Origin of the sequence: Oceanobacter antarcticus, assembly GCF_044962685.1 — a bacterium.
In the GTDB taxonomy this organism is placed as follows: domain Bacteria; phylum Pseudomonadota; class Gammaproteobacteria; order Pseudomonadales; family Oceanobacteraceae; genus Oceanobacter; species Oceanobacter antarcticus.
The window spans coordinates 22,581-45,167 of the sequence record NZ_JBBKTX010000018.1; the positions used below are offsets into that span (position 1 = coordinate 22,581).

25 protein-coding genes are annotated in these 22,587 nt (G+C 54.7%); 12 read left to right on the forward strand and 13 right to left on the reverse strand.

Annotated elements, in window-relative coordinates; genetic code table 11:
- Positions 1-80: 80 nt before the first annotated feature.
- From WG929_RS14445 to WG929_RS14455, 3 genes are all read right to left on the reverse strand, one after another.
- Positions 81-854 (reverse strand): helix-turn-helix transcriptional regulator, encoded by a 774-nt coding sequence (locus WG929_RS14445; protein ID WP_416206623.1) that lies wholly within the window; start codon positions 852-854, stop codon positions 81-83.
- A gap of 5 nt (positions 855-859) precedes the next feature.
- Positions 860-1,033: a DUF3224 domain-containing protein gene (locus tag WG929_RS14450; RefSeq protein ID WP_416206624.1), complete on the reverse strand. Its 174-nt coding sequence runs from the start codon at positions 1,031-1,033 to the stop codon at positions 860-862.
- An 81-nt stretch (positions 1,034-1,114) separates the two neighbouring features.
- Complete coding sequence (locus WG929_RS14455; protein ID WP_416206625.1) at positions 1,115-1,453, reverse strand: hypothetical protein; 339 nt, start codon at positions 1,451-1,453, stop codon at positions 1,115-1,117.
- Between the two features lie 156 nt (positions 1,454-1,609).
- On the opposite strand from WG929_RS14455, the gene WG929_RS14460 reads away from it, so the two are divergent.
- Together WG929_RS14460 and WG929_RS14465 are read left to right on the forward strand one after the other, a co-directional pair.
- On the forward strand, positions 1,610-1,888 hold the full coding sequence (locus WG929_RS14460; RefSeq protein ID WP_416206626.1) for a hypothetical protein: 279 nt from the start codon (positions 1,610-1,612) through the stop codon (positions 1,886-1,888).
- Positions 1,889-2,067: 179 nt separating this feature from the next.
- The gene (locus tag WG929_RS14465) at positions 2,068-2,880 is read left to right on the forward strand and encodes an HNH endonuclease (protein ID WP_416206627.1); all 813 of its coding nucleotides are present in this window, start codon (positions 2,068-2,070) and stop codon (positions 2,878-2,880) included.
- On the opposite strand, the gene WG929_RS14470 is transcribed toward WG929_RS14465, so the two are convergent.
- The 3 genes from WG929_RS14470 to WG929_RS14480 form a co-directional block, all read right to left on the reverse strand.
- Positions 2,877-3,992 carry a Fic family protein gene (locus WG929_RS14470; RefSeq protein ID WP_416206628.1) on the reverse strand — a complete coding sequence of 372 codons (1,116 nt, stop codon included), beginning with the start codon at positions 3,990-3,992 and terminating at the stop codon, positions 2,877-2,879. The genes WG929_RS14465 and WG929_RS14470 overlap by 4 nt on opposite strands.
- Before the next feature lie 103 nt (positions 3,993-4,095).
- Positions 4,096-4,737 carry an LON peptidase substrate-binding domain-containing protein gene (locus WG929_RS14475; protein ID WP_369856261.1) on the reverse strand — a complete coding sequence of 214 codons (642 nt, stop codon included), beginning with the start codon at positions 4,735-4,737 and terminating at the stop codon, positions 4,096-4,098.
- Positions 4,738-5,127: 390 nt separating this feature from the next.
- A complete protein-coding gene (locus WG929_RS14480; RefSeq protein WP_416206629.1) occupies positions 5,128-5,676 on the reverse strand; it encodes a gamma carbonic anhydrase family protein in 549 nt (182 codons plus the stop codon).
- 182 nt (positions 5,677-5,858) lie between these two features.
- Between WG929_RS14480 and WG929_RS14485 the strand changes: the two genes are divergently transcribed.
- From WG929_RS14485 to WG929_RS14510, 6 genes are all read left to right on the forward strand, one after another.
- Positions 5,859-6,932: an alkene reductase gene (locus WG929_RS14485; RefSeq protein WP_416206630.1), complete on the forward strand. Its 1,074-nt coding sequence runs from the start codon at positions 5,859-5,861 to the stop codon at positions 6,930-6,932.
- Between the two features lie 190 nt (positions 6,933-7,122).
- Positions 7,123-9,213 carry an oligopeptidase A gene (prlC, locus tag WG929_RS14490; RefSeq protein ID WP_416206631.1) on the forward strand — a complete coding sequence of 697 codons (2,091 nt, stop codon included), beginning with the start codon at positions 7,123-7,125 and terminating at the stop codon, positions 9,211-9,213.
- The gene (locus WG929_RS14495) at positions 9,213-9,500 is read left to right on the forward strand and encodes a YheV family putative zinc ribbon protein (protein ID WP_416206632.1); all 288 of its coding nucleotides are present in this window, start codon (positions 9,213-9,215) and stop codon (positions 9,498-9,500) included. The genes prlC and WG929_RS14495 overlap by 1 nt, the downstream gene beginning before the upstream one ends.
- Before the next feature lie 174 nt (positions 9,501-9,674).
- Entirely contained in the window at positions 9,675-11,333 is a 1,659-nt protein-coding gene (locus tag WG929_RS14500; RefSeq protein ID WP_416206633.1) for a COG3014 family protein, read from the forward strand.
- 91 nt (positions 11,334-11,424) lie between these two features.
- Positions 11,425-12,072 (forward strand): penicillin-binding protein activator LpoB, encoded by a 648-nt coding sequence (locus WG929_RS14505; RefSeq protein WP_416206634.1) that lies wholly within the window; start codon positions 11,425-11,427, stop codon positions 12,070-12,072.
- 3 nt (positions 12,073-12,075) lie between these two features.
- Positions 12,076-13,155, forward strand: a complete 1,080-nt coding sequence (locus tag WG929_RS14510; protein WP_416206635.1) for a hypothetical protein — start codon at positions 12,076-12,078, stop codon at positions 13,153-13,155.
- Between the two features lie 95 nt (positions 13,156-13,250).
- Here the strand turns inward: WG929_RS14510 and WG929_RS14515 are convergent, their stop codons facing one another.
- Together WG929_RS14515 and WG929_RS14520 are read right to left on the reverse strand one after the other, a co-directional pair.
- On the reverse strand, positions 13,251-13,820 hold the full coding sequence (locus WG929_RS14515; RefSeq protein WP_416206636.1) for a YceI family protein: 570 nt from the start codon (positions 13,818-13,820) through the stop codon (positions 13,251-13,253).
- Between the two features lie 102 nt (positions 13,821-13,922).
- Positions 13,923-14,462: a cytochrome b gene (locus tag WG929_RS14520; protein ID WP_416206637.1), complete on the reverse strand. Its 540-nt coding sequence runs from the start codon at positions 14,460-14,462 to the stop codon at positions 13,923-13,925.
- A 210-nt stretch (positions 14,463-14,672) separates the two neighbouring features.
- Between WG929_RS14520 and WG929_RS14525 the strand changes: the two genes are divergently transcribed.
- On the forward strand, positions 14,673-15,584 hold the full coding sequence (locus WG929_RS14525; RefSeq protein ID WP_416206638.1) for a LysR family transcriptional regulator: 912 nt from the start codon (positions 14,673-14,675) through the stop codon (positions 15,582-15,584).
- A 215-nt stretch (positions 15,585-15,799) separates the two neighbouring features.
- On the opposite strand, the gene WG929_RS14530 is transcribed toward WG929_RS14525, so the two are convergent.
- Positions 15,800-16,375 carry a hypothetical protein gene (locus tag WG929_RS14530; RefSeq protein ID WP_416206639.1) on the reverse strand — a complete coding sequence of 192 codons (576 nt, stop codon included), beginning with the start codon at positions 16,373-16,375 and terminating at the stop codon, positions 15,800-15,802.
- 114 nt (positions 16,376-16,489) lie between these two features.
- Positions 16,490-17,914, reverse strand: coding sequence for an MATE family efflux transporter (locus WG929_RS14535; protein ID WP_416206640.1), 1,425 nt, complete (start codon positions 17,912-17,914; stop codon positions 16,490-16,492).
- A 38-nt stretch (positions 17,915-17,952) separates the two neighbouring features.
- Between WG929_RS14535 and WG929_RS14540 the strand changes: the two genes are divergently transcribed.
- The 3 genes from WG929_RS14540 (at position 17,953) to WG929_RS14550 (ending at position 20,488) form a co-directional block, all read left to right on the forward strand.
- Positions 17,953-18,591: an SCO family protein gene (locus WG929_RS14540; RefSeq protein ID WP_416206641.1), complete on the forward strand. Its 639-nt coding sequence runs from the start codon at positions 17,953-17,955 to the stop codon at positions 18,589-18,591.
- Between the two features lie 137 nt (positions 18,592-18,728).
- Positions 18,729-19,733 carry a hypothetical protein gene (locus WG929_RS14545; protein ID WP_416206642.1) on the forward strand — a complete coding sequence of 335 codons (1,005 nt, stop codon included), beginning with the start codon at positions 18,729-18,731 and terminating at the stop codon, positions 19,731-19,733.
- Complete coding sequence (locus tag WG929_RS14550) at positions 19,730-20,488, forward strand: LVIVD repeat-containing protein (RefSeq protein ID WP_416206643.1); 759 nt, start codon at positions 19,730-19,732, stop codon at positions 20,486-20,488. The genes WG929_RS14545 and WG929_RS14550 overlap by 4 nt, the downstream gene beginning before the upstream one ends.
- 33 nt (positions 20,489-20,521) lie before the next feature.
- On the opposite strand, the gene znuB is transcribed toward WG929_RS14550, so the two are convergent.
- Genes znuB through WG929_RS14565 form a run of 3 tightly spaced genes read right to left on the reverse strand, consistent with a single transcriptional unit; the run spans position 20,522 to position 22,576 of the window.
- Entirely contained in the window at positions 20,522-21,319 is a 798-nt protein-coding gene (gene znuB / locus WG929_RS14555; protein WP_416206644.1) for a zinc ABC transporter permease subunit ZnuB, read from the reverse strand.
- Positions 21,316-22,083, reverse strand: coding sequence for an ATP-binding cassette domain-containing protein (locus tag WG929_RS14560; protein ID WP_416206645.1), 768 nt, complete (start codon positions 22,081-22,083; stop codon positions 21,316-21,318). The genes znuB and WG929_RS14560 overlap by 4 nt, the downstream gene beginning before the upstream one ends.
- On the reverse strand, positions 22,076-22,576 hold the full coding sequence (locus tag WG929_RS14565) for a Fur family transcriptional regulator (RefSeq protein ID WP_416206646.1): 501 nt from the start codon (positions 22,574-22,576) through the stop codon (positions 22,076-22,078). Before WG929_RS14565 ends, WG929_RS14560 begins: the two co-directional genes overlap by 8 nt.
- Positions 22,577-22,587 lie beyond the last annotated feature (11 nt).

The window sequence follows — 22,587 nt, forward strand, 5'->3', positions numbered from 1 at the left end:
ATCAGCCTTGCGTATTTTCGCAGCCGCTGGCGGACACCGTCCTCTGGGAGTGCCAGCTGCCACGCTGGCCAAAACGGCTATCAGCCTTGCGTCTGCTTGTTGTGATACTGGGCTTTCACTAATTCAAGATAATGGGGCAAGCTTTTACTGGCATCGGTTGTGAAGTATTGCTCCAGCGGCTCCAGCTGTTGAATCCGATCAAGCCGGAATTCCCGATAACTATCACGTAAGCAACACCAGGCAATCAGCGTCCATTTGCCACCCCAAAAGATCTGGCCTAGCGGCTCTAACGTCCGTTCAGAGAACTCACCATCAGCGCGAATATACTGAATACGCACCTGCAATTGTCGTTCAATGGCTTTGCGTAATATCAGCGCTCGCGCAGCGGCTTCTGGCTCACTACTGAAGTTCGGCACAATCAGGCTTTGCTGCTCGGCGATTTGCTTGAGGGAATCCGGCAATATCGACTGAATTTTTGCCAACGCCCGGCTGGCTCCAGCGGCCAGACCGGCATCTGCCCAGGCTCGAACCATACGGCTGCCCAGTAACAACGCCAGAATTTCCTCGGCATCGAACATCAATGGCGGCAACTCGAAGTTATGACGAATGCGATAGCCGACCCCGGCTTCCCCCTCGATCGGAATGCCCGATAGCTCCAGCGACTGGATATCCCGGTAAATCGTACGCTCACTGACCCCCAACCGTTCTGCCAACTCACGTGCGGTGATCACCGTACGTTTACTGCGCAGCAAATTGGTTAATAAAAACAGCCGTTCGGCCTTGTTCATACTCAATTCCTGCAGAAAACCCAGTGCCAGCAGCGGATGACCACCAGGGTCATACCGCTCCCGCATACACCTTACAACTGATAGACAAATTCATAGCGATGTTGGTTGTCCATCATCTCGATAGACATCTGCCCGGTTATCCCACACAACTCTCCTGTGGCAGAATCGGGCACTACCTCCAGCGTTAAATGGCTATCTTTACCTTCACTGGACACCGTACTGCAATCCAGCGGCTGCAATGACACCTCAAAATTCCCTGATACTCGCACAGGTGATTCTCACTGTTGATAAACCCTAACAGGCTAACAGGCTAACAGGCTAACAGGCTAACAGGCTAACCGCTCTGCCAGCTTGGCAAACATTACCTCACTGTGTTGCATATTAATGCTGGCTGGATCAATCATCGCCAGCCAAGTCATACAGGCCTCACTTTTCATAAACAACTGCTGAGCATGTTGTGCTGCCACTCGGTCTTGCCAGAACACGATATCCTGCCAAAGACCATCGGATTGTTTGCATAACGCTCGATAGACAAAACCAGGCAAAGTATTGATATAGGTTTGAACGGTTGCATTTAATGCCAGAAAAGCGACTTCATCGGTATCTGGCTTCAGTGAAAACAACACCAGCTCTACAGCCTGGCGAACAGGATTGACTACTTCCATCCGGTGACTCCTTCAAAAGGTAAAAATCAGCAAAACAAATGTCCAGTGGACGCAAATAAGTCTGGGGCAGGGGTACTGACAGGGAATGTCAGTACGGTTTTGATGGCCAAGCCCGCATGCCTCAAGGCACACTGAACCAAATGACCGGAGAGCCGTATGAGTACCATTACCCGCCAGGAATTTTTTGACGAATACCGCCCGATAACCAACGTCTTTAACCAACAGGCCGACTACAACGGTTGCCTGATGGCGGCCAACGGGCAGGAATACCAACGAGTGCTGCTGATTATGCAAGAATCCCCGGAATGCGTCTGGACCTGCCTGGAAGGCAGCGATGGCTTGCCGGTACTGAACAACGGCTTTACCGCGTTAAACAGCAAAGGCTATGTGGTGACCGAAGAAGCCGCCGAGATGTTTGTGGAAGTGGTAGGGTAGTAGCCAGCGGCGTCGGGCACCGCGGCCCGCTCTCCCAGAGGCTACCAGGGGTTAAGCTATCTTCAACGTTAACGGCTAACGTGCTGATTGAGGGGGTGGGGAAGAAAGCGTCACCACAAATTATTTTCTCCATCGAGTGGTGGTGTTAGCCTGATTCATCACCTTGAAAGGACTTTGCCGTGGCTGCTGTTAATCTCTGGACTCGTGAACAACTGCTGGTCGCCTTTTTCCTTTATTGTCGGATTCCATTCGGGAAATTTCATGCACGCAACCCAGAAATTATCCGTTACGCCCAGCTGATTAGCCGGACTCCTGATGCGCTTGTTTTGAAGCTGACGAATCTTGCTAGTCTTGATCCTGCCATTCGGCGTTCTGGCCGCAAAGGGATGTCGAATACATCCAAAGCTGATAGAGCGATGTGGGACGAGATGAATGCCGACTGGGAGGCTTTCGCACTCGGCTCTCGGCAAGCGATAGAGCAGTTGGATCAGACTCACGAGTTGGTTAACGAACTGAATATGGAGATAGAAGAGGGCTGTGAAGTACAAGGTGAGCCGGTCAGTTCTGTAGGCGACGATCGAATAGTCGCGACTAAAGCCCGAGTAGGCCAGTCGCTGTTTCGCCAAGCTGTACTGAGTGCCTACCAAAGCCGCTGCTGCATCAGTGGGTTATCGCATCCTAAATTTTTGATCGCGAGCCATATTGTTCCCTGGCGCGATGACCCAAAAAATCGTTTAAATCCTCATAACGGACTGTGCTTGTCTGTGTTGCACGATCGGGCATTTGATCAAGGCTTGATTGCTATTACAGATGATTTGACCGTGATCGTATCAACGCAGCTCAAAAAAGCGCCAGATAATTTTATAACAGCAACCGTGTTGGCGTACGAAGGTAAACGACTTGAATTACCAGGGAAGTTTCAGCCGGATGCCGAGTTACTTCGGTATCATCGTTGCTCAATCTATTCTTCGGATGCCATAGAAGAGTATTAACTAGTTCTATACCTCGTACTCCGCCCACCACCAGGCAGTTTTTTAATACATCCTTTAGCCAACAGGTCGGCCAGATGGCGGGTGGCCGTGGCTTTGCTCACCTTGGCGACTTTCTGATACTGGCTGGCACTGATGCCGTTTTCAAAGCCTTTTTCTCCTCCATCCAGCAAACGGTTCAGGACTTTTATTTGTTCCGGGCTTAGCCCTGTGTGGCGGAATTGTTGCCAATATTGAGCTTTGGCCAGTGTGTGTTCAATATCGTTCAAGGCCTGGTCGAGGGTGTGTTGCAGAATATCGAGAAACCACATCAGCCATTCAGTGATGTCCATATCGCCGCGCTGGATGGTTTCCAGTCTGTCGTAGTATTCGGTGCGATGAGTCAGTATGGCCGCCGACATGGCGTACAGACGAATGCTTTGCTGGTCGGCTTGCGCCAGTGCCATGTCCGTGAGGGCGCGGGTAATGCGACCGTTACCGTCGTCGAAGGGGTGCAGGGTGACAAACCATAGGTGTGCCAGCGCTGCGCGCAGCAGTGGGTCGAGCAATGGATCGGTCTGGCTGTTTTGAAACCATTGCAGGAAGGCGTCGACTTCTGCGTTCAGGGTGGTGCGGGGGGGCGCTTCGAAGTGGACGACTGGCTGGTCAATGCGGCCAGATACCACTTGCATCGGTTCGTCGCCGCGTAGTGTTCCGACCAGTACCGGTCTGCTTGTGAGTACCGATTCTGGCGCCGGAAATAACCACCGGTGCCATTGGCACAAACGTTTTAGTGTTAACGGTAATTGCACGTTCTGGATGGCATCAAGCAGCATTTGACTGATGCCTTCGGATTGGTCGGTTACCGGGTACGGTTGTGCTTCGTCGACGCCCAGCCGCCGGGCCAGCGAAGAGCGTACGGAGCTGGCGTTGAGGGTTTCATTTTCAATCGCCGAGGATGACAGGATGTTGTTCAGCAAGGTGTCGAGGGTTTGTTGCTCTCCTGGGTGCATTGTTGTCTTGCCTAACAGGATGCCAAGCTGCAGACGTACTTGGCGTAGACGCGGCTGTATCCGGCTGTCATCCCATAAAAAGTGTGGCCATGTTGGCTGCTGCCAGATCCAGGTGGTGTCCATTGAGTGTGTTCGTTTTTTAGTCGGTGAGCCAATTATTACGGGTATTCGGCTCAAAATTCAAGCCGAATGGCGCATGTGTTCGGCTCATCTTTGTGTTTGGCCGTTATCCAATACGGATCAGCAGTTCCAGTGCTTGTTCGAGCCGGTCGGTGATGTTGTCCATTTCCAGTATGTGTTGCTGGATGTCTGCTCCGAAAGCAATCAGCCCGAACAATTGGAAGCTGAATTCGTTGACGGGTTTGACCTGCCAGTCGTTGGCTTTATAGACGTCGAGGAATTCCGGTTGCTGGAAAGCGAGGGCGTCCAGTCGTTTGAGAATGCGTTGTTTGAGTTCTTCATGGTAGTCGAGGTCTTCCGGGTCGATTGTGCGGTCGAGGAAGGGTTCGCAGTCGTAGATCATGTAGGGCAGTGTTTGTTTTTCGGTGATGGCTCGGTAACGCTGGCGAATATGAATGTTCAGCAGCATTCGGCCGTCGTCGAGGGTTTCGAGCAGTTGTGGTTGGCCGGCCGAAAATATCGGGTAGGGTTTGTAGGTGGCTTGGTTGCTATGCAGCGCTGTTTCCAGATCTTGGTTGGGTTTGGCCGGGCTGAGTAGTTTTTGGGTATGGCAGATGGCAACGGGGGTGTGGCTGTCGAGGCAGTGTTGAATCATGTTGCGGTAGCGCGGTTCGAACACATGCAAGGGGAATACGGTGCCGGGGAAGGTAACGCAGTCCGGGATGGGGAAGATACAAATCTCAGTCATGGGTGGCCTCCGGAGCGGGTGTGGGCAAGTGTGACTCTATGGCAATCTCTCTTTATACCCTGATGACTGCGGTTGGACGATTAAGGATCGCTATGGCGGGATAACTCAGGAACTCTGGTATTGGGGTATGCTTCCAGGGTGCACAGGGCATTGATCACTTCAGTCTGATCTCTGAACACAGTGACCCAAACCGACCCAACCCAACCAGTAGCCGGAGGCAGCCATCAGTGTATGTCTTCGAGGGTGGTGTAGGCCTGCTGATATATCCTCAACGCTGAGCTCTTTGTTCAGGTTGGGGTTCCTCGAAATTGCTCTGTGATCATGGCTAATTCATGGATGCAATATGGCGGAACTTGGCGGCTTGGCGAACTCCAGTGTCAAATTATTTCCCTACGCTTGGTCATAACCCTCGGCCAGGTGTTTGTCCTTCAGTTTTACGTAGTTCCCGGCTCCGTAAGTGAAAAAACTGCGTTCCTTGGCGGTGATTTCCCGTACCGGTTTGGCGGGCGTTCCCATGTAGACCCAGCCACTTTTGAGTACCTTGCCGGGGGTGACGGTGGCACCGGCACCAACGATAACGTCGTCTTCCACTATGGCACCGTCCATGATCATGGATTTCATCCCGACCAGAACGCGGTTACCGATGGTACAGCCGTGCAGCATGGCTTGATGGCCGATGGTGACGTCGTCACCGATGATCAGCGGGTAGCCTCCGGGGTTGTAGTCGCTGGCGTGGGTGATGTGGAGCACCGCGCCATCCTGCACGCTGGTGCGGGCACCAATGCGGATGTGGTGCATATCGCCACGAATCACCGCCAGTGGCCAAACCGAACTGTCATCGCCCAGTTGTACGTCGCCAATCACTACGGCACTGATGTCGACAAAGGCGCGTTGGCCGAGTGTGGGGGTCTGACCCTGATAGCTGCGTACGCTTTTCATCGCGCGGTACTCCTGTGTTGTTGGTCGGATGTTGTGGAGGCGGTATTGTGAATATTGTGTTGTCAATTACCCGCTGGCTGATCTGCTGGTGCAACAATGTGTCTCGAGTCGGGCGGGTGAAATCCGTCGTTACTGTACTCATATTAGAGCTTCCCCACCATTCACTTGCTAGAGATCTGTTTATGTCGAATCTGGATGTGTTGTTTACTCCTGTGTCATTGGGTGACGTTGAAATTGCCAACCGGTTTGTAATGGCGCCACTGACCCGCTGCCGGGCAATTGACCACCTGCCTAACGCATTGATGGCAGAATATTATTCCCAACGTGCCAGCGCCGGTCTGGTGATTACCGAATGCACGATGGTCACGGAAGCAACGTCGGCGTTTGGTAATGACCCTGGCGTGTATTCTGCCGAGCAAGTAGAAGGCTGGAAGCAAACAGCCGCTGCGGTACACGCCAAAGGCGGCAAGATTTTTATGCAGATATGGCACGCTGGCCGGGCTGCGCATCCTTTGTTGAACGGTGGCAAGGAAGCAGTCTCTGCCAGCGCAATTGCGATTGAAGATGAAGTCCACACGCCGGAAGGCAAAAAGCCTTACACCGTACCGCGTGCACTGACAAAAGATGAAATCGCCAGCATCGTGCAAGATTTCCGCCGCGCCGCCGCGAATGCGATCAGCGCCGGTTTTGATGGCATCGAAGTGCATGGTGCCAATGGCTATCTGATCGACCAGTTCCTGCGCGACAAGGCCAACCAGCGTACCGATGAATACGGCGGCCCGTTGGAAAATCGCGCGCGTTTGCTGTTTGAAGTACTGGAAGCGGTGACGGCTGAAATTGGCAGTCGCCGGGTGGGTTTGCGCTTGTCGCCGCTAAACAGTTTTAACAGCATGGCCGACAGCGACCCGATGGGCTGGATGCAATATCTGGCCACCGAGTTGAATCGTTTTGACCTGGCGTATTTGCATGTTATGCGGGCGGACTTTTTTGGCATTCAAAGTGGCGACGTGCTGACGGTTGCCCGTGAGTACTATAACGGCCAACTGATGGTCAATATGGGTTACAGCCCGGAAGAAGCGGCGGCGACTGTAGCGGCCACCAAGGCTGATGTGGTGGCATTTGGTACTGGTCTGCTGGCCAATCCGGATTTGCCTGAGCGCGTCAAGGCGGGTGCCGAGTTGAACACACCCAACCCGGACACTTTTTACAGCTCCGGGGTGGAAGGTTATACCGACTATCCGTTTATGAACGCCTGAGTCCGAGGCGTTATACCGACAGGTTCATGGCGGCGCGTATCCTGGGAGTGCCTGCTGCCATGCAGGCTCCCGCTGGATTGAACCCTGCAACACTGATAGCGAAAATGTATCGTTGCAGGATTCTCCTTGAATTGTCGCGTATTGCCCCAAATACTCTGTCTATTGCCCCTTCGATTACGGATGACTATTCATGACCAATCCTTTGCTTGAAGATCAGCTGTTGCCAGCGTTTTCGGCGATTCAGCCTGAGCATATACAGCCTGCTATTGAATCCCTGTTGAAGCGTAATCGCGAGCGTCTGGCGCAATTACTGGCCGATCTCAAAGCGTCGGGTGCGGCACCGGGTTGGGATAATCTGGCGGCTCCGCTAGAGCAGTGGGATGACGAGCTGAACAAGGCCTGGTCGCCCGTCGGGCATTTGAATGGCGTGCAAAACTCGGATGAGTTACGCGCAGCCTACAACGCCTGTTTGCCGTTATTGAGCCAGTACAGCACCGAAATCGGTCAAAATGCCGAGTTGTGCAATGCCTACAAAGCGCTGAAGGCGTCAGCGGAATTTGCGTCGTTGACTGTGCAGCAGCAAACCACGATCAATAATGAACTGCGTGATTTCCACCTTGCCGGTGTCGATTTACCCGCCGAGAAAAAGCAGCGTTTTGGCGACATCAGCCAGCGGCTGTCGGAAATTACCAGCAAGTTCAGCGAGAATGTGCTGGATGCGACCCATGCCTGGCACAAACACATCACCGATGAAGCCGAGTTGGCGGGCTTGCCCGACAGCGCCAAATCCCTGCTGGCGCAACTGGCGCAGCAGAAAGAGCTGGACGGTTACCTGATTACACTGGATTTTCCGTCTTTCTATCCGGTGCTGACCTATGCCGATAACCGTGAGCTGCGTAAAGAGGTGTATACCGCCAACGTCACCCGAGCCTCAGACGTTGGCCCAAATGCCGGTGAATTTGATAACTCCGGGCTAATGCTGGAAATCCTGCAATTGCGTTATGAGCAGGCGCAGCTGCTGGGCTACGAGAGTTATGCGGCGTTGTCGTTGGCGAGTAAAATGGCTGAGTCACCCGCTCAGGTACTGGAATTTCTTGATGATCTGGCGAAAAAAGCCAAGCCGCAGGCGGAGCGCGAAATAGCGGAACTGAAGCAATTTGCCAAAGACGACTACAACGCCGACGATCTGCAGCCCTGGGATGTGGGCTATTACGCCGAAAAATTGCGGCAACAGCGTTACGCCATTTCGCAGGAAGACATTCGCCCGTACTTGCCGGTTAATACCGTGATCAAGGGGATGTTTGAAACGGTCTCGCGTTTGTTCGACCTGGAGTTTGTCGAGCAGCAGGATTTTGACAGCTATCATCCAGATGTGCGTTTTTTTGAAATTCACAAAGATGGCCAGCATCTGGCGTCTTTCTATCTCGATCTTTACGCCCGTGCGAAAAAACGCGGGGGTGCCTGGATGGATGTTTGCCGGACGCGCCGCCAGACTGCAGCGGGACTGCAACTGCCGGTCGCTTATCTGGTGTGTAACTTCACCCCGCCAGTGGGCGAACAGCCAGCGCTGCTAACCCATGACGAGCTGACCACCTTGTTCCACGAATTTGGCCATGGCTTGCACCATATGCTGACCCGTATGGACGTCGCGGCGGTGAGTGGTATTTCCGGCGTTGCCTGGGATGCGGTGGAGCTGCCAAGCCAGTTTCTGGAAAACTGGTGTTACGAGCCGGAGGCACTGGCGTTTATTTCTGGACACTATTTGCATAAAAACGGGCAACCTGGCGAGCCGCTGCCAAAAGCGCTGCTCGACAAGTTGCTGGCAGCGAAGAATTTCCAGAGCGCCATGGGCACCATGCGGCAGATCGAATTTTCGTTGTTTGATTTCCGCCTGCATCACGAATTCCGTGATCAGGGTGCGGATGTTCAGGCGTTGCTGAATGATGTCCGCAGCCAGGTAACCGTCGTGCCGATTGTGCCGTTCAGCCGTTTCCAGCACAGCTTTACCCATATTTTTGCGGGTGGCTACGCGGCGGGTTATTACTCCTACAAGTGGGCCGAGGTGTTGAGTGCCGATGCCTTTTCGCGCTTTGAAGACGAAGGTATTTTTAACAAGCAGACGGGCTTGAGCTTTCTTGATGAGATCCTCAGCCAGGGCGGCAGTCGCGAAGCGGCGCAGTTGTTCGAGAACTTCCGCGGCCGTGCGCCATCGGTCGAGCCACTGTTGCGCCACTGCGGTATCGACCTGCCACAATCCACCACTGAAGACGAGATTGCCTGATGACAGTCATCCAACGTCAACGTCCGCGCCGTTTTATTGCCGGTGCGGTCTGTCCCAAATGCGCCGAGATGGATCGGCTGGTGATGTTCAGCAATGAAGCCGGGGAAGAAGTGCGTGAATGCGTGAGCTGCGGTTACACGCAAACCACCTCGGAACAGGCTGTTGAAGATGAACAGAATAACCTCGCCACCGAACTTGCCACTCGGGTAACACCGCTGGATGGCAAGGCGCTGCTGGATGAGGAAGAGCAGCCGCTGAGAATTATCGGCCTGACGCCTGACGCCTGATTGTCGTCAAGGTCTGACGTACGTCTGCTGCTGAACGTTGGGCGTTAGGTCTGACGCCCGACATCCGACCGCTGGAGCACATTTTAACTTGGTCGCGGCGGCTTCGGTCGTTAGACTGGCGCTCTTGCCAACATGGAGTTGTTTGTTGTGATCAGGTGTCAGGCGCGCAATGTTTTGCCAGTTATTCTCTTGCTGTTACTTCAGGGCTGCGCCACCTATGGGGCGGGTTTGAGTGCCGTATTGCAGGATGTCAAACAAGGCAACTTCGCCACCTCCGAAGCGCAACTCAAACAGGCGCTCTCTCCCAGCGGCAGTGACCGCTTGCTCTATTATCTCGAACTGGGTGTTATCCGCCATCTGAATGCCGATTATCCCGGCAGTAACCAGGCCTTTGAAGAGGCTGAGCGTATCAGCGAGCAGCTGGAAACCACCAGTGTGGTTAATAGTACGCTGGCGATGTTTACCAATGCCCGTCAGGCTGACTATGCCGGACAACCCCATGAAAAACTGCTGATCAATTATTATAAAGCGTTGAATTATCTCTCAATGGCAGCGGCTCAAAGCAGCCGTGACAAGCGTCTGGATGCGTTGGACGACGCCCGTGTCGAAGCCCGTCGGCTGGTGATCAAACTGAATGATATGCGTGACCAGAAAGGCAGTTACGCCGACAAAAATGAGCAGGCTGACAGTACTTATGGCGAGTTGAAAAGCCTGTTCCGGGTGTTGTCTGGCAGCGTGATCAACAAGGATAATCTGACCTATCGCGACGATGCCCTGGCGCACTACCTTACCGGCCTCAGTTTTGAAATGAACCGGGAGTACGATGATGCCCGCATCAGCTACCAGAAAGCCGCTGAAACCTACGAACAGGGTTATGCCAAACAGTATCGGTTAGGGGGTGGAATGGCGCAGCAGGCCTGGTTTGATACCGTGCGCATGATGACGTTGGCCGGTGGCTACGGTGCGGAACTGACTCGCCTGACGCAAGACAAGCTGACCGCCTCCCAACGCCAGCAGTTGGATCAGCTCGACCCGCAGCAGGCGCAAGTCGTGGTGATTGAACACAAGGGACTGGCTCCGGAACTGGAAGAGCTGAATGTGAATATGTGGACCGACCCCAATACCCGTTCCATCAAGTTGCAGCCCTACCTTGGTGCGAATGATCGCGATGCCTGGGCCTGGTTTTATTTGCTTTACGCTGACAAGGGTATCTACAACATCCTTACGGCTTATCTGGATGGCACCCGTAATGGCTTTGTTTTCAGTCCTTTTACCAAAACCATTTTACTGGGGCCAGCCTGGAAACAGATCGAAGATCTGGGCCTCGACAAGGCCATTGGCACTTCGTTACGCGTAACGGTGCCCTACTATCGGCCGCCAACCTTGCTGGGTGAATCGACACTGGTGGTGAATACGCCGGGTCAAGCACGGTCGTTGCCGCTGGACAAAGCGGCCAGCCCGGCACAGCTGGCGATTCAGGAGCGGCTGCTGAAGTCATCGTCTGATATCCAGCAAGCATTGGCGCGCTCGGCACTAAAAGCCGTGTCGGCTCAAGCGCTGGGTAACAGTGTTGATTCCCAGGGAGTGATGTCGTTTATTGGCAAGCTGGCGGCGCAACTGAGCGAAGCCGCTGAAACCCGCAGCTGGATTCTGTTGCCCAGTGATATTCGTATCCGGCGCTTGACCTTGCCAGCGGGCGACAATGAACTGACCTTGACGTCAACGCTGGAACCCGGCGTGGTCGATACCCATCAAACCCGGATGACGTTGCAGCCGGGCCAGATTGCTCTGTGGCAGGTACGCTCGCTGGGGAATATATCAACAACCAGATAATCCGTGCCTGCTATGGTTGGTGTGCGGGTGTTGCGGCTTCTGTTGCAAAATACTGATCGGTAAATATTTATTGGAAAGGGAGAGGATGACCATGTTTATGCATATGTTGCGAAAGTCTGCGTTTATCAAAGCACCGTTGGTAAAAGCACCGCAGACGCTGCTGATTGGCTGTGTGGTACTTGCTACCGTGGCCGTGACGGGTTGCAGTACTCAGGTCAAGCGTGTTGACAGTAATGAAGAAATTGCCCTGTCGGATCGCTGGAATGCTACTGATTCACGCCTGGTTGCTGAAGAAATGGTCGCCGATATGGTGTCATTCCCTTGGGCGACCGAGTTCGAGATGAACAACGGCCGCAAGCCTACGGTGATTATCCAGCGCATCAGCAATAAGTCCCATGAACATATCGCGGTGGATACCTTTATCAATGATATCAAGCGCAGCATTATTCGTTCTGGCAAAGCCAGCTTTGTTGCTGGCGGCGAAGAACGTGAATCAGTACGGGATGAACGTTCTGATCAGGAGCTGAATGCCAAGGATGCCAAGGCGCAGGGGCAGGAAAAAGCCGCCGATTATGCCCTGTCCGGGACGCTGAATTCGATTGTGGATCAGGCCGACAAGGAACGCGTTACCTTTTATCAGGTGGATCTGAAGCTGATCGATATGGAATCCAATATCGAAGTCTGGAATGGCCAGAAGAAGATTCAGAAGTACCAGAAAAAGTCGTCGTTCGGGTTGTAACGCATGACTCACCAAGCACACTGCCATATGCTCAAAAACCTGGTCGCCGCCGGGTGTTGTCTGTTGCTGGCGGCCTGTGCCTCCGCACCGAGCCAGCCGGACAACAGCATGGCGGATAACGACACCCGTTTGTCGCGGGACGGCACTCCCGACTGGGCGGTGACGCCGCCCTCTGCTGCTGGAATGGCTTACGGCGTAGGCAGTATCGAGGTGTACGGTGATCCGGCCAGTGCGGTCAAGCGTGCCAGTGAGCTGGCACGAGTGGATCTGGTCAGTCAGTTACGGGTGACCATCAGTGGTGATTTTTCTTCCACCGTGACGGAAACCGCTGCGACCGGTACAGCAACCCGTGTGCAGCGGAGCGTCAGCCAATACGCTCGCAGTCAGGTTGCCGAAGTACAGCTCGATGAGGTCAGCATTACCGATGCCAGCGTGGCCAATGGCTACGCCTATGCGCTGGCGGAGCTGGATCGTACAGCGGCATCTGCCCGTTTGCGCCAGCAAATGGCCGAAGTAGAGCAACAACTGGATCAGTACGCCAATGTCCAGCCTCAGGGTGATACCTTGCAACAACTGCGTGTGATGCTGCCAATCCTGGGCCTGATTGCCGAACGGCAGGCGTTTGCGGAGAAGCTGGGTCTGGTCAGTGTACAACACCGGGTACCGGCGTTATCCGCAGAGCATAAGGCTTTGCAGCAGCGGGTTTACACGCTGCTGGATCAGTTAACAGTGCGCTTGTCGTTTGACAATGATGATGCCCGGCTGATGCAGGGCGCGTTGATCGAAACGCTGACGTCACAGGGATTGCGCATGCAGACACCAGGGCAGCCACAAAATAATATTGATTTGGTGTTTGGCGTCAGTGCCGAACGCAGCTCGCGGCAGCAAGGTGGTCGTTTTTATGCGTTTGTGCAGGCGCGGATCACCATAGCGGATCGCGATGGTCGGGTATTGTCGTCATTCAGTGACACGGCCCGTGGGGTCTCGGGTCTAGAGGCTAATGCCTGGCAAGGGGCGGCCGAGGCGGTGGCCGACAAACTCCAGCAGGAGCTAGCGCAAACCCTGGCAGAGCGGTTGCAATAAGCCGGAATTCTGGCTCCCGTGTGGGAGCCAGATCAGCCTCTGGCCAGCCGCAAGGCTGGGCCAGAGGCGGTGGGAGTTCTAAAAAGTTCGAAGAGTTACTGGCGAACACCTTCCACGTTTAATTCCAGTTCGACCGGCAAGTTACCCAGGTAACCATCCATGTTGTAGTCCTTCAGCATGATGGTGGTGGTACCGGTAAATCCAGCGCGGTAACCGCCCCATGGGTCATCGCCTTCACCAATCTGGCTGACCGGGAAGGTAATGGTTTTGGTCACGCCGCGCAGGTTGAATTCCCCGCTCAGCTCACCCTTGCCGTCGCCTGTTGGCTTGTAGCTGGTGCTTTTGAACGTCGCAGTCGGGTATTTGTCGACGGCGAGGAAATCTTTACTGCGCAGGTGTTTATCACGTTCCGCATGGTTGGAGTCGATCGAGGTGGTATCAATCTTGATCTCGATGTCGGCAGCGGCTGGTTTAGCCTTGTCCCAGTCGAACTTGCCTTCAAATGTATTGAAGCGGCCTGTCAGCCAGCTGTAACCCAGATGCTTGACCTTGAAGTTGATGGAGGCATGGGCACCTTTGGTATCCACTACATAGTCAGCGGCGTTGGCGACAGTGGCCGTCATGGCTGCAGCAGCAACAGACAGGGCTATCAGCAGTTTTTTCATGGTCGAGCTCCTTGAGGGTCTGATAATTAATGGTTGGTTAAATCGTTGTTTGATCGGTTAATTGGTTGATCTATTTGTTAAAAAGAGAGCCAGTAGCCGGGTTTACGGCCGGAGCATGCGCTTCAGAGTGTTGTCCCGGTTAATAAACTGGTGTTTTAACGCCGCGAGGGCGTGTAAAGCCACCATTCCGATCAGTAACCAGGCGAGTAGTTCGTGCACCTTGCCAGCAATTTCTTCCTGGTTGCCACGGTCGGTCAGGGTGGCGGGGACAGCAAACACACCAAACACATCGACGGCGCGGCCATCGGCGGTAGAAATCAGATAGCCGCTGATAAACAGAGCGGCCATCACCAGGTACAGGCCCAAATGCACCAAGTGGGCAGCCTGATTCTCGATTTTTTTGTCCGACAGGCCGGTCGGTACAGTGTTGATTTGCCGCCACAGCAGCCGGGCTAAAAATACCAGTGCCAGCAGCACGCCAGAGGCTTTGTGAAATTCCAGCGAGCCGTGATACCAGCTGTCGTAGTAGGTCAGTTCAACCATGTACAGGCCAAGACCGAACATGCCAAAAATGCCTACAGCCATCAGCCAATGCAAGGCGATGGCGATCAGTCCGTAGCGACTGGCGGTGTTGGTGATCATAACGCTCCCTCTTGTCCTTTCAGCTTGTCTTGTTGCCTTGCTGGTCTCATTGCTGTGTGGCTCGGCTCACTATCAAAGCAAAAGTGGTGAATGGTATTCATTCGTTGTTCGCTGCCTACATTACGCAATATTGAATGTGGTAAAAATAGCGATTACTCGACAATTATTGTGCAAAAATGCACATTTATATGGTAGCTCGGGAGTCTAATTGTGCAAAATGACGATTTCAGCTGGGATGATCTCTACGTTGCTTACCGGGTGGCGGAGCTGGGTACCCTGAGCAAGACCGGCGAACGCCTGGGGCTGAACCATTCCACCGTGCTGCGGCGCATCTCCCGGCTAGAGCAGCAGTTGGGGGTGAAGCTGTTTATCCGCCACCAGCGTGGTTATCGGTTAACGGATGCCGGTCAGTTGATGCTGCAACGGATGCAACCGATTGCGGATGACATGCTGCGGTTATATTCCGGCCTGACGTCATTTGAGGCATCGCCGTCCGGCACGCTGCGGATTTCGACGGTGTCTGATTTTTCGCTGTTTTTTGCTCCCTTGTTACATGCCTTTCGGGAGCAGTATCCGCATATCCGGGTGCAGGTGGTAGCCACCGATGACCGGATGTCTCTGGTCAGCGGCGATGTGCATGTGGCCATTCGCATGGGCAGCCAGCCGCAGGAGCCGGATCTGATTGCGCGCCGGTTGCTGCCCGCCACCATGGAGTACTATGCCGCCAAACGTTATATCCAGCGTTATGGTACGCCGAGGTCGCTGGCGGATGTGAATCGTCATCAGTGGGTGCTGCCGTCGGGTAACAAGCGTCAGATTTCCGGTATCTGGCAATTGCTGGAGCGTCTTGAGCCTCATCAGATCGTATTTGAGAGCAACAGCTTTACCGATATTTATTCAGCAGTCTCGGCGGGAATGGGCATTGGCCCGATCGGCATGTTACAGCGCTCGGGTAATAGCCATGAAGCGCTGCAGCTGGTTGAGTTTGGTCTCCATGCGGAGCCTTCTTATATGTGGTTTGTGTATCACAAGGACATGCGAGGCAGCGGCAGAATCAAGGCTCTGCAGAGTTTTGTGCTGGAGCATGTGTCAGCCATGATGCCGGGCGTAGTGGGTCAGTAATAGGTTTGTAGTCGATTCGGGGCTACAGAGTGCATCTGAAAATGCAGCGAACGGTGAAAGGCCAAGGCAAAAATCAGCGCAAAGCGTACGCCTGCATGGATGCAGGCGTTAGAGCGACACAGGAAAAGCCAACGCCGAGTTGATGAGTGACCAATGAGCATTTTGAGTCGATATTTAACACTGCCATTTCGAGTGCAGTCATATATATATGTGCCCTACAGTAACTGGCTCGACAGTCCCAGGCTGGCCGACAGACAGGGCCATGGCTGACAGATTCGGGTCACTGTGGTTGCGCTCGCGCCGGAAGGGTAATGATTGATCAGAGGATCTGGATGATCGATCAGGGCTTCCACCTGCTCATCAATGCGCGCCGCATCGTCGCCCAGCAAGGTGTGTATAACGATGTTGGCGGTGGCAGGATCATGGTCAAGCAGCGGCTGACCATAACGGGCGCTATAGCTGTCACCGCAGGTTTCCAGCATCCGCAGCACAAAATAGGCCTGCCGCAGGGCGATCAGGCTGCCAGAGGCACCGGCTGGTATCGAAAGCTCGAGCAGTGGCAGGGTGTTTTCAATGCGCCGGTGCAGACGCGGCGCACTGTGCTTGAGTGGTGGCAGAACCAGGCGCTGATAGACGCAATAGGCCAGGGTGTACTGACAAAGCTGGCTGACGGCGGCTTCACTGGCCAAGTGAACGATACGGCTCAGGCTGTTGAGGCTCGCGGTGATGCGCGCTTCCAGATCAGATCCTTGTTGCAGATCGTTTTGTACACGCGGGCTGCTTACGGCCATGGGCGTCATTCTTACCTCTGTATTTTAAGTTATTATAGTAAAATCAATGAGTTACTTTTGGATGTAGGTGCTGATCAAAAAAGTATAGTAAATATTGACGGACTGGCCAGTCGATTAGTGCTCTGGTGCAAAAGAGACAGGTTCGCAATAAAGCTGACGTGTGAAGCGCATCACAAATACTGCTCTGGCTAATAAAAACGCATAAAAACTCAGCCATAAACCGGTGTTGCCCAGCTCGCTGGTGAGCCACCAAAGCGGCATGAATACCAGTAGTGCGGCAGTTAACATGGCATTACGCATGGTGCTGGCGGCACCGGCGCCGATACACAGACCATCGAGCCAGTAGCTCCAGAAGCCGACCAGAGGCAAACCAATCAGCCAGATTTGGTACTCATCCAGTAATGGTAATAGCGCCGGGTTATTCGTAAACAGTGGCCATAACCAGTTGCCTGCGGCGGTAAAGATCAGGCTCAGCAGGATTGCCAATGTCAGAGAATTGACGCCAGTAATAATAATGATGCGTTGAACGTTAACGGACAGGCGTTCGATAGCATCGCGGCTGCGTCGCTGGTGTGCGGTTTGACCGGTCTGCGCCAGTGCTTGTCCAGTCAGACTTTCTGCCGCATGGGCAATGCCGTCCAGGGCGTTGGAAATCAGTAGCAGCAAGGTGATCATCAGGCTGTTGGCCGCCAGAATCAGCTCGCCTTGGCGAGCACCCTGAGCGTTAAAAAAGGCGAATACCAAGAGCAGCGTCAGCGTTCTTACAAACAGCTGGCGATTGATGCGGATCATGGGTTGTAGTTGCTGCCAGGACGGGCGGCGGTGCCAACGCTGCAGAACTGTGTGAATCAGGTTGTGCTGGTCAGCGGGAGTCTCAACGTTTGCCTGCAGCCGCCAGACAAACCACAGCCCGGTGGCAAGACCGAGGTAGTCGGCAATCACACTGCCGAGAGCAACCCCATCGGTGGTCATGTCCATACCATAGACAAACAAGGCATCCAGGCCACCATTCGCCAGGTTGGTGATGGTCATAATGATCAGCGGTACACGGGTTTGGCCACGTCCGATAAACCAGCCCAGCAGCGCATACTGGGCGAAGACTGCCGGCACCGAGATGACTCGAATACTGAGGTACAGTTGGGCACCGTCAGAGACCGCTTGCGTCGCCCCCATCCAAGGGATGACCTGAGGTAACAGCAGCCAGCCAGCGCAGCCAATAATGGCGCTCAGGGGAAGAGCCAGCCAGAACGCATGGCCCAATACCCCGGTCTGTTCGGCTGCCGAGCAGCTGCGTGCCGTCAGCGCGGTTGTACCCATCCGTAAAAAGCCGAAGCTCCAGCACAGCAGGGTAAACAGCTGGGCACCAATTGAGACGGCACCGAGGTAAGCGGCGTCGGGCAGATGGCCGAGAATCGCGCTGTCGACCAGACCCAGCAGTGGCACGGTGATATTACTCAGCATCACCGGCCAGGCAATGGCGAGGATGCGACCTTGTGTCGCGGCCCAGCCGGGGGCTGGCACAGCGGATGTAAACGACATGGCTGGTATACTCACGAATCAGCAACAGGAGAACGTAAATGAACAATCGGGTGTCTGCAGCGTCCCGCGTCGGCGCTATCTTACTCTTCGTGGTGCTGGCTGTATCGGCTGCTGTGGGGATGTTGATGGCTCATCTGGCCGATCCGGCAGCGCGACTGGGCTCCACCAGTGGGGTGATGTTGTTTAATCACAGCAGTCCGGTCAGCGACTTCGAATTTATTGACCAGCATGGCGAACGCCGCGATCAGGCCAGTTTCTCCTCGGGTTGGAAGCTGGTGTTTTTTGGCTATACCTTTTGCCCGGATATCTGTCCAACCACGCTGGCGGATCTGAACCGGGTCTGGAAAGCGCTGCCGGATGAGGCTCGTCAACGTCTGGAGGTGGTGTTTGTGTCGGTGGATCCACAACGGGATCGACCCGCCAGCTTGGCGCCTTATCTACAATATTTTAACCCGGTATTTGTCGGTCTGACCGGCAATTCCCAGGCGCTGGCGCAGCTGGCGCAGGAGATCAATGGCTTCTACGCCAGGGTTGATCGCGGCGAAGCGCCATATTTGATGGATCATTCGGCCAACTTGATGTTGGTGGATGCAGAGTGGCACTTCAGAGGTTATATTGAGCCTCCGTTTCGTCCTGGGCGTCTGACTCCGATTCTGGCCGCGCTGGCCGGAATGTAACCAGTAGGGGACATAGGGGACATCTATTTAATCCTGCACGGCGGCAACCCGCGCCCTGAGTGAACACCGGATTAAATAGATGCCCCTAATAGATTGCACGGGCATACATTAACCCCGACAGGGAAGGTAGGGATTGCATGACGGCGCGTACGCTCTGTGTCTGGTTGAATATCTGGTTTCGGCATCTTGGCGGCTTGTTGGTGCTGACCCTGATGCTGGTGCTGTTGGTTGAAGCTGGCCGTCATGGCCACTGGCTGGGCTCCGATAACGGGTTTGCTGCCAGCGCACCATCATTTGTATGGCTGTTGTTTATGGGGGTGCTCTGGTGCTGTTTTTTCCCTCGTAATGTTCAACAGCTCTGGCCGTCTGGCTGGATCGCCTTGTTGCTGGTGGGTCTGACTGCTGAAGTCTTACAGGCATATGGCTGGCCTGCTTCGGCCACCTTTGATCCGCTCGACCTGCTGGCTCTGCTGCTGGCATATATGACCTTGCTGGCGGCCCGTTCGTTAGGCTGGATGGCCAGCGCTCCGCCCTTTCCGTTTGATACTCGCCTGGCAGTACTGCCTGTTTCACTCCTGGCGTTGGGGTCGCAACTGGCCTGTACTCTCGATGATAACCCCTGTAATAGCGACGACAGCAGCCAGTGCAGCACGGCGATTGTGCTGACCAGAGAGGAATGGCGCGTGGCTATCGAGCCGGAATACGGCAATAACGCGACGCTGCAAATCAGCGGCAAGATTTACCAGCTGGAGCACTGGCTGGCGGTGATCGACAGCTATCGTGGCATTCATATTTTTGATGTCAGCGACAATCAGAATCCGATGCGGCAGGTCTACCTGCCGATTGCGGGTGTGACTGATGTCAGCATCAAGGACGACGTGCTTTACGCCAATGCCTTTACCGATCTGGTGGCGATCGATCTTGAAGCGCTGGAAAGCGGCACCTTTACCAGTGCCGGAGTGATTCGCAACTTGGATGTCTTCCGTTTTATCACCCCTGACAGCTTCTGGCAGAACGCCTGGTTCAGCGCAGCCGATGAACGTATCGCCAAGGGCTACGATACCGACAAAATTCTGATTGGATACATTGATCCTGACGGCCATACCTGGCTCTACGGTGAACAGGTGGAGGAACAGCCATGAAGCACGGAAGGTTGTTTTTATTGTCGCTGTTGGCTCTGGTCGCTGTCTTGTCGGGCTGTGGTGCGGATACCGATAGCGCCAATGGTGCGGATGGTACAGCGGGTTCAACGTCGCGATTTACCATACAGCGCGGCTTTCTGATTGTGAGCGACAGCTCGATGGTCAAAAGTTTTTTAATCGACAGCGAAACCGGTGCCCTGTATGAGGCGGATAGCGTCTATGTCAATCGGGAAATCGAAACGGTTTTTCCTTATGGGGCGGATCGGGTGTTTCTGGGAACCACCACTGGAACCTTGATCGTCCATGTGGGAGCCGAGGGTTATCTGACGTATGAAACTGGCGTTGATCATGCTCGCAGCTGTGACCCGGTGATTGCCAACGGCAATACCATGTATGTGACGCTGAGTAATGGCAGCGGCAGCTGTGGCGGCACGGAATACGATAATCATTTGATGATTTATGATATCACCAATCTGTACGCGCCAACCTTACGCGGGCTGGTCGCGATCGACGAGCCAACCGGGCTGGCGCTTGACGGTGATAACCTGTTTGTCTGTTATGCCGGTGGTTTGAAACGTTTTGATGTCTCCGGTAGCTGGTCTGCGGTTGAAACCGGTGACTATGCTGATCTGGCGTGTAACGACATCATCATTGATGAGGAGGCGGACTATCTCACCACCGATGATGGCGTGTTGCTGGTGAACCTGTCGGATGACACACCGGTGCTGCTGTCGACAATCAGAGAAGGTCAGTAAGCACGCACAGTGCCGCAGTTTCCCCGAACCTGATCAGCGCCGGGTAACCGCCATGCTGGCGACAAACAGCAGTGTGGCGGCGACCACCACACTTGGCCCGGCCGGGGTGTCCCACCAGAACGAAGCCGTCATGCCCATCAGTACCGACAGAATGCCGACCAGGCTGGCAAACAGGGCCATTTGCTCGGGGGTGCGTGACAGGCTACGGGCCGCCGCCGGGGGAATAATCAGCATGGCGCTGACCAGCAGGATGCCGACAATTTTCATTGCCAGGGCAATCACCAACGCCAGCATCAGAATCAGCAATAACTGCAGTCGTGCCACCGGATAGCCGTCAATAGTGGCCAGTTCCGGGCTGACGGTGGTCGCCAGCAAACCGCGCCATTGCCAGATAATCAGGCCGATACAGACCACCGCCGCTAGCGCGACCAGCAAGGTATCGTTACTGGTCACCGCCAGTAAATCGCCAAACAGGTAACCCATCAGATCAACCCGCACATCCTGCGCCAGGCTCAGTACCACCAGCCCGACAGCCAGCATGCTGTGGGAAATAATCCCCAGCAAGGTATCGGAGGAGAGCGACATGACACGTTGCATCGGATACAGCAATAGCGCCAGTACCAGCGAGCTGAGCAGCAGCGCCAGGGTTGGGTGAATATCGGAAATCACCCCCAGGGTAATCCCCAGCAGCGCTCCGTGTGCCAGCGTATCGCCAAAAAACGCCATCCGTCGCCATACAACAAAGCTGCCCAGTGGCCCGGTGACGCAAGCCAGCAGCAAACCGCTGAAGAGTGGCATCAGCCACCAGTAAGACATCATCAGAGCGTTCATGGCTGGCTGGTTTCCGCAGTCTGGTCGTGATCGATATGGCCATCCAGACAATGCTGGTGGTCATGATGGTGGGTGTAATGGGCAATCGGCGCGGTACGTTGGCCAAACAGTTGCTGGTACGCCTCACTGCCGGAGACATGATCCGGGTGACCAGAACAGCAGATATGGCCATTCATGCAGATCACTTCGTCGGTGGCCGCCATCACCAGATGCAGATCGTGAGAGACCATTAATACGCCGCAACCGAGTTCGTCGCGCAGGGTTGGGATCAGCCGGTAGAGTTCGTGCTGGCCCTGAACATCGACACCCTGGACGGGTTCATCCAGTACGAGCAGGTCGGGCTTGAGTAGCAGTGCCCTGGCCAGTAACACCCGTTGCCATTCGCCGCCGGATAAATCCTGAATATCCTGATCGGTCAGTAGCTGGATGCCCAATCGCTGGATCCAGCCGTGGATGGCGCTGTCACGTGCTCCCCGAGCCAGCCGCAAAAATCCGAGCACAGTCAGGGGCAGTCGCGGTTCCAGTTGTAAATGTTGCGGCATATAACCGACGGTAAGGGCTTTACGGTGCCAGACCGAGCCGGAATCGATGCTTTCCAGTCCCAGCAAGACGCGGATCAGCGTCGACTTGCCACAGCCGTTGGGGCCAATCAGCGTCAGGATCTGGCCAGCATGCAACTCCAGGTTAATATCGGTTAATACTTGTTTGTGGCGACGCTTGAGGTTCAGTCCGGTTGCTTTTAACAGCAGGGTCGCTTCAGACATGGAGAGTATCCGTTTGTCCAGATTCGGCCTGGCAGCCGGGGCAGAGGCCGGTCAGCTCGGTCAGCTGGTGGCGTACTTGCACTCCCAGGACTTGCTCCACTTGTCGGGTCAGAGCCTGCAGCTTGTCGTCCGGTAATTCCTGCGCCTGGCCACAGCATTCGCAAATAAAAAAACAAACCGGATGGCTTGAGCCAGGATGGCTGCAACCGACATAGGCATTGAGTGAATGCAGGCGATGCACCAACCCCAGATCGAGCAGGAAATCCAGTGCCCGATAGACAGTGGGCGGCGCGGAATTAAAGCCATCACTGGCCAGTGCGGGCAGTAATTCATAGGCGCCAACCGGTTTGTGGCTTTGCCAGATCAGTTCCAGTACCCGTTGTCGTACTCGGGTCAGGCGCGCCCCTTTGTCGTTGCACAGTGCCTGGGCCTGACTCAGCGCCTTTGTGACGCAGTGCGTATGATTGTGGGGTTGGTACACATTCTGGCTCATGGATGGGCAAC

What these genes read in the sequence shown, in the direction of transcription:
- WG929_RS14535 (WP_416206640.1), bottom strand. Translation starts at nt 17,914, where the DNA reads ATGTCGTTTACATCCGCTGTGCCAGCCCCCGGCTGGGCCGCGACACAA.
- WG929_RS14565 (WP_416206646.1), bottom strand. Translation starts at nt 22,576, where the DNA reads ATGAGCCAGAATGTGTACCAACCCCACAATCATACGCACTGCGTCACA.
- WG929_RS14485 (WP_416206630.1), top strand. Translation starts at nt 5,859, where the DNA reads ATGTCGAATCTGGATGTGTTGTTTACTCCTGTGTCATTGGGTGACGTT.
- WG929_RS14515 (WP_416206636.1), bottom strand. Translation starts at nt 13,820, where the DNA reads ATGAAAAAACTGCTGATAGCCCTGTCTGTTGCTGCTGCAGCCATGACG.
- WG929_RS14520 (WP_416206637.1), bottom strand. Translation starts at nt 14,462, where the DNA reads ATGATCACCAACACCGCCAGTCGCTACGGACTGATCGCCATCGCCTTG.
- WG929_RS14545 (WP_416206642.1), top strand. Translation starts at nt 18,729, where the DNA reads ATGACGGCGCGTACGCTCTGTGTCTGGTTGAATATCTGGTTTCGGCAT.
- WG929_RS14550 (WP_416206643.1), top strand. Translation starts at nt 19,730, where the DNA reads ATGAAGCACGGAAGGTTGTTTTTATTGTCGCTGTTGGCTCTGGTCGCT.
- WG929_RS14540 (WP_416206641.1), top strand. Translation starts at nt 17,953, where the DNA reads ATGAACAATCGGGTGTCTGCAGCGTCCCGCGTCGGCGCTATCTTACTC.
- znuB (WP_416206644.1), bottom strand. Translation starts at nt 21,319, where the DNA reads ATGAACGCTCTGATGATGTCTTACTGGTGGCTGATGCCACTCTTCAGC.
- WG929_RS14460 (WP_416206626.1), top strand. Translation starts at nt 1,610, where the DNA reads ATGAGTACCATTACCCGCCAGGAATTTTTTGACGAATACCGCCCGATA.
- WG929_RS14510 (WP_416206635.1), top strand. Translation starts at nt 12,076, where the DNA reads ATGACTCACCAAGCACACTGCCATATGCTCAAAAACCTGGTCGCCGCC.
- WG929_RS14560 (WP_416206645.1), bottom strand. Translation starts at nt 22,083, where the DNA reads ATGTCTGAAGCGACCCTGCTGTTAAAAGCAACCGGACTGAACCTCAAG.
- WG929_RS14475 (WP_369856261.1), bottom strand. Translation starts at nt 4,737, where the DNA reads ATGACTGAGATTTGTATCTTCCCCATCCCGGACTGCGTTACCTTCCCC.
- WG929_RS14445 (WP_416206623.1), bottom strand. Translation starts at nt 854, where the DNA reads ATGCGGGAGCGGTATGACCCTGGTGGTCATCCGCTGCTGGCACTGGGT.
- WG929_RS14505 (WP_416206634.1), top strand. Translation starts at nt 11,425, where the DNA reads ATGTTTATGCATATGTTGCGAAAGTCTGCGTTTATCAAAGCACCGTTG.
- WG929_RS14480 (WP_416206629.1), bottom strand. Translation starts at nt 5,676, where the DNA reads ATGAAAAGCGTACGCAGCTATCAGGGTCAGACCCCCACACTCGGCCAA.
- WG929_RS14470 (WP_416206628.1), bottom strand. Translation starts at nt 3,992, where the DNA reads ATGGACACCACCTGGATCTGGCAGCAGCCAACATGGCCACACTTTTTA.
- WG929_RS14495 (WP_416206632.1), top strand. Translation starts at nt 9,213, where the DNA reads ATGACAGTCATCCAACGTCAACGTCCGCGCCGTTTTATTGCCGGTGCG.
- WG929_RS14455 (WP_416206625.1), bottom strand. Translation starts at nt 1,453, where the DNA reads ATGGAAGTAGTCAATCCTGTTCGCCAGGCTGTAGAGCTGGTGTTGTTT.
- prlC (WP_416206631.1), top strand. Translation starts at nt 7,123, where the DNA reads ATGACCAATCCTTTGCTTGAAGATCAGCTGTTGCCAGCGTTTTCGGCG.
- WG929_RS14530 (WP_416206639.1), bottom strand. Translation starts at nt 16,375, where the DNA reads ATGGCCGTAAGCAGCCCGCGTGTACAAAACGATCTGCAACAAGGATCT.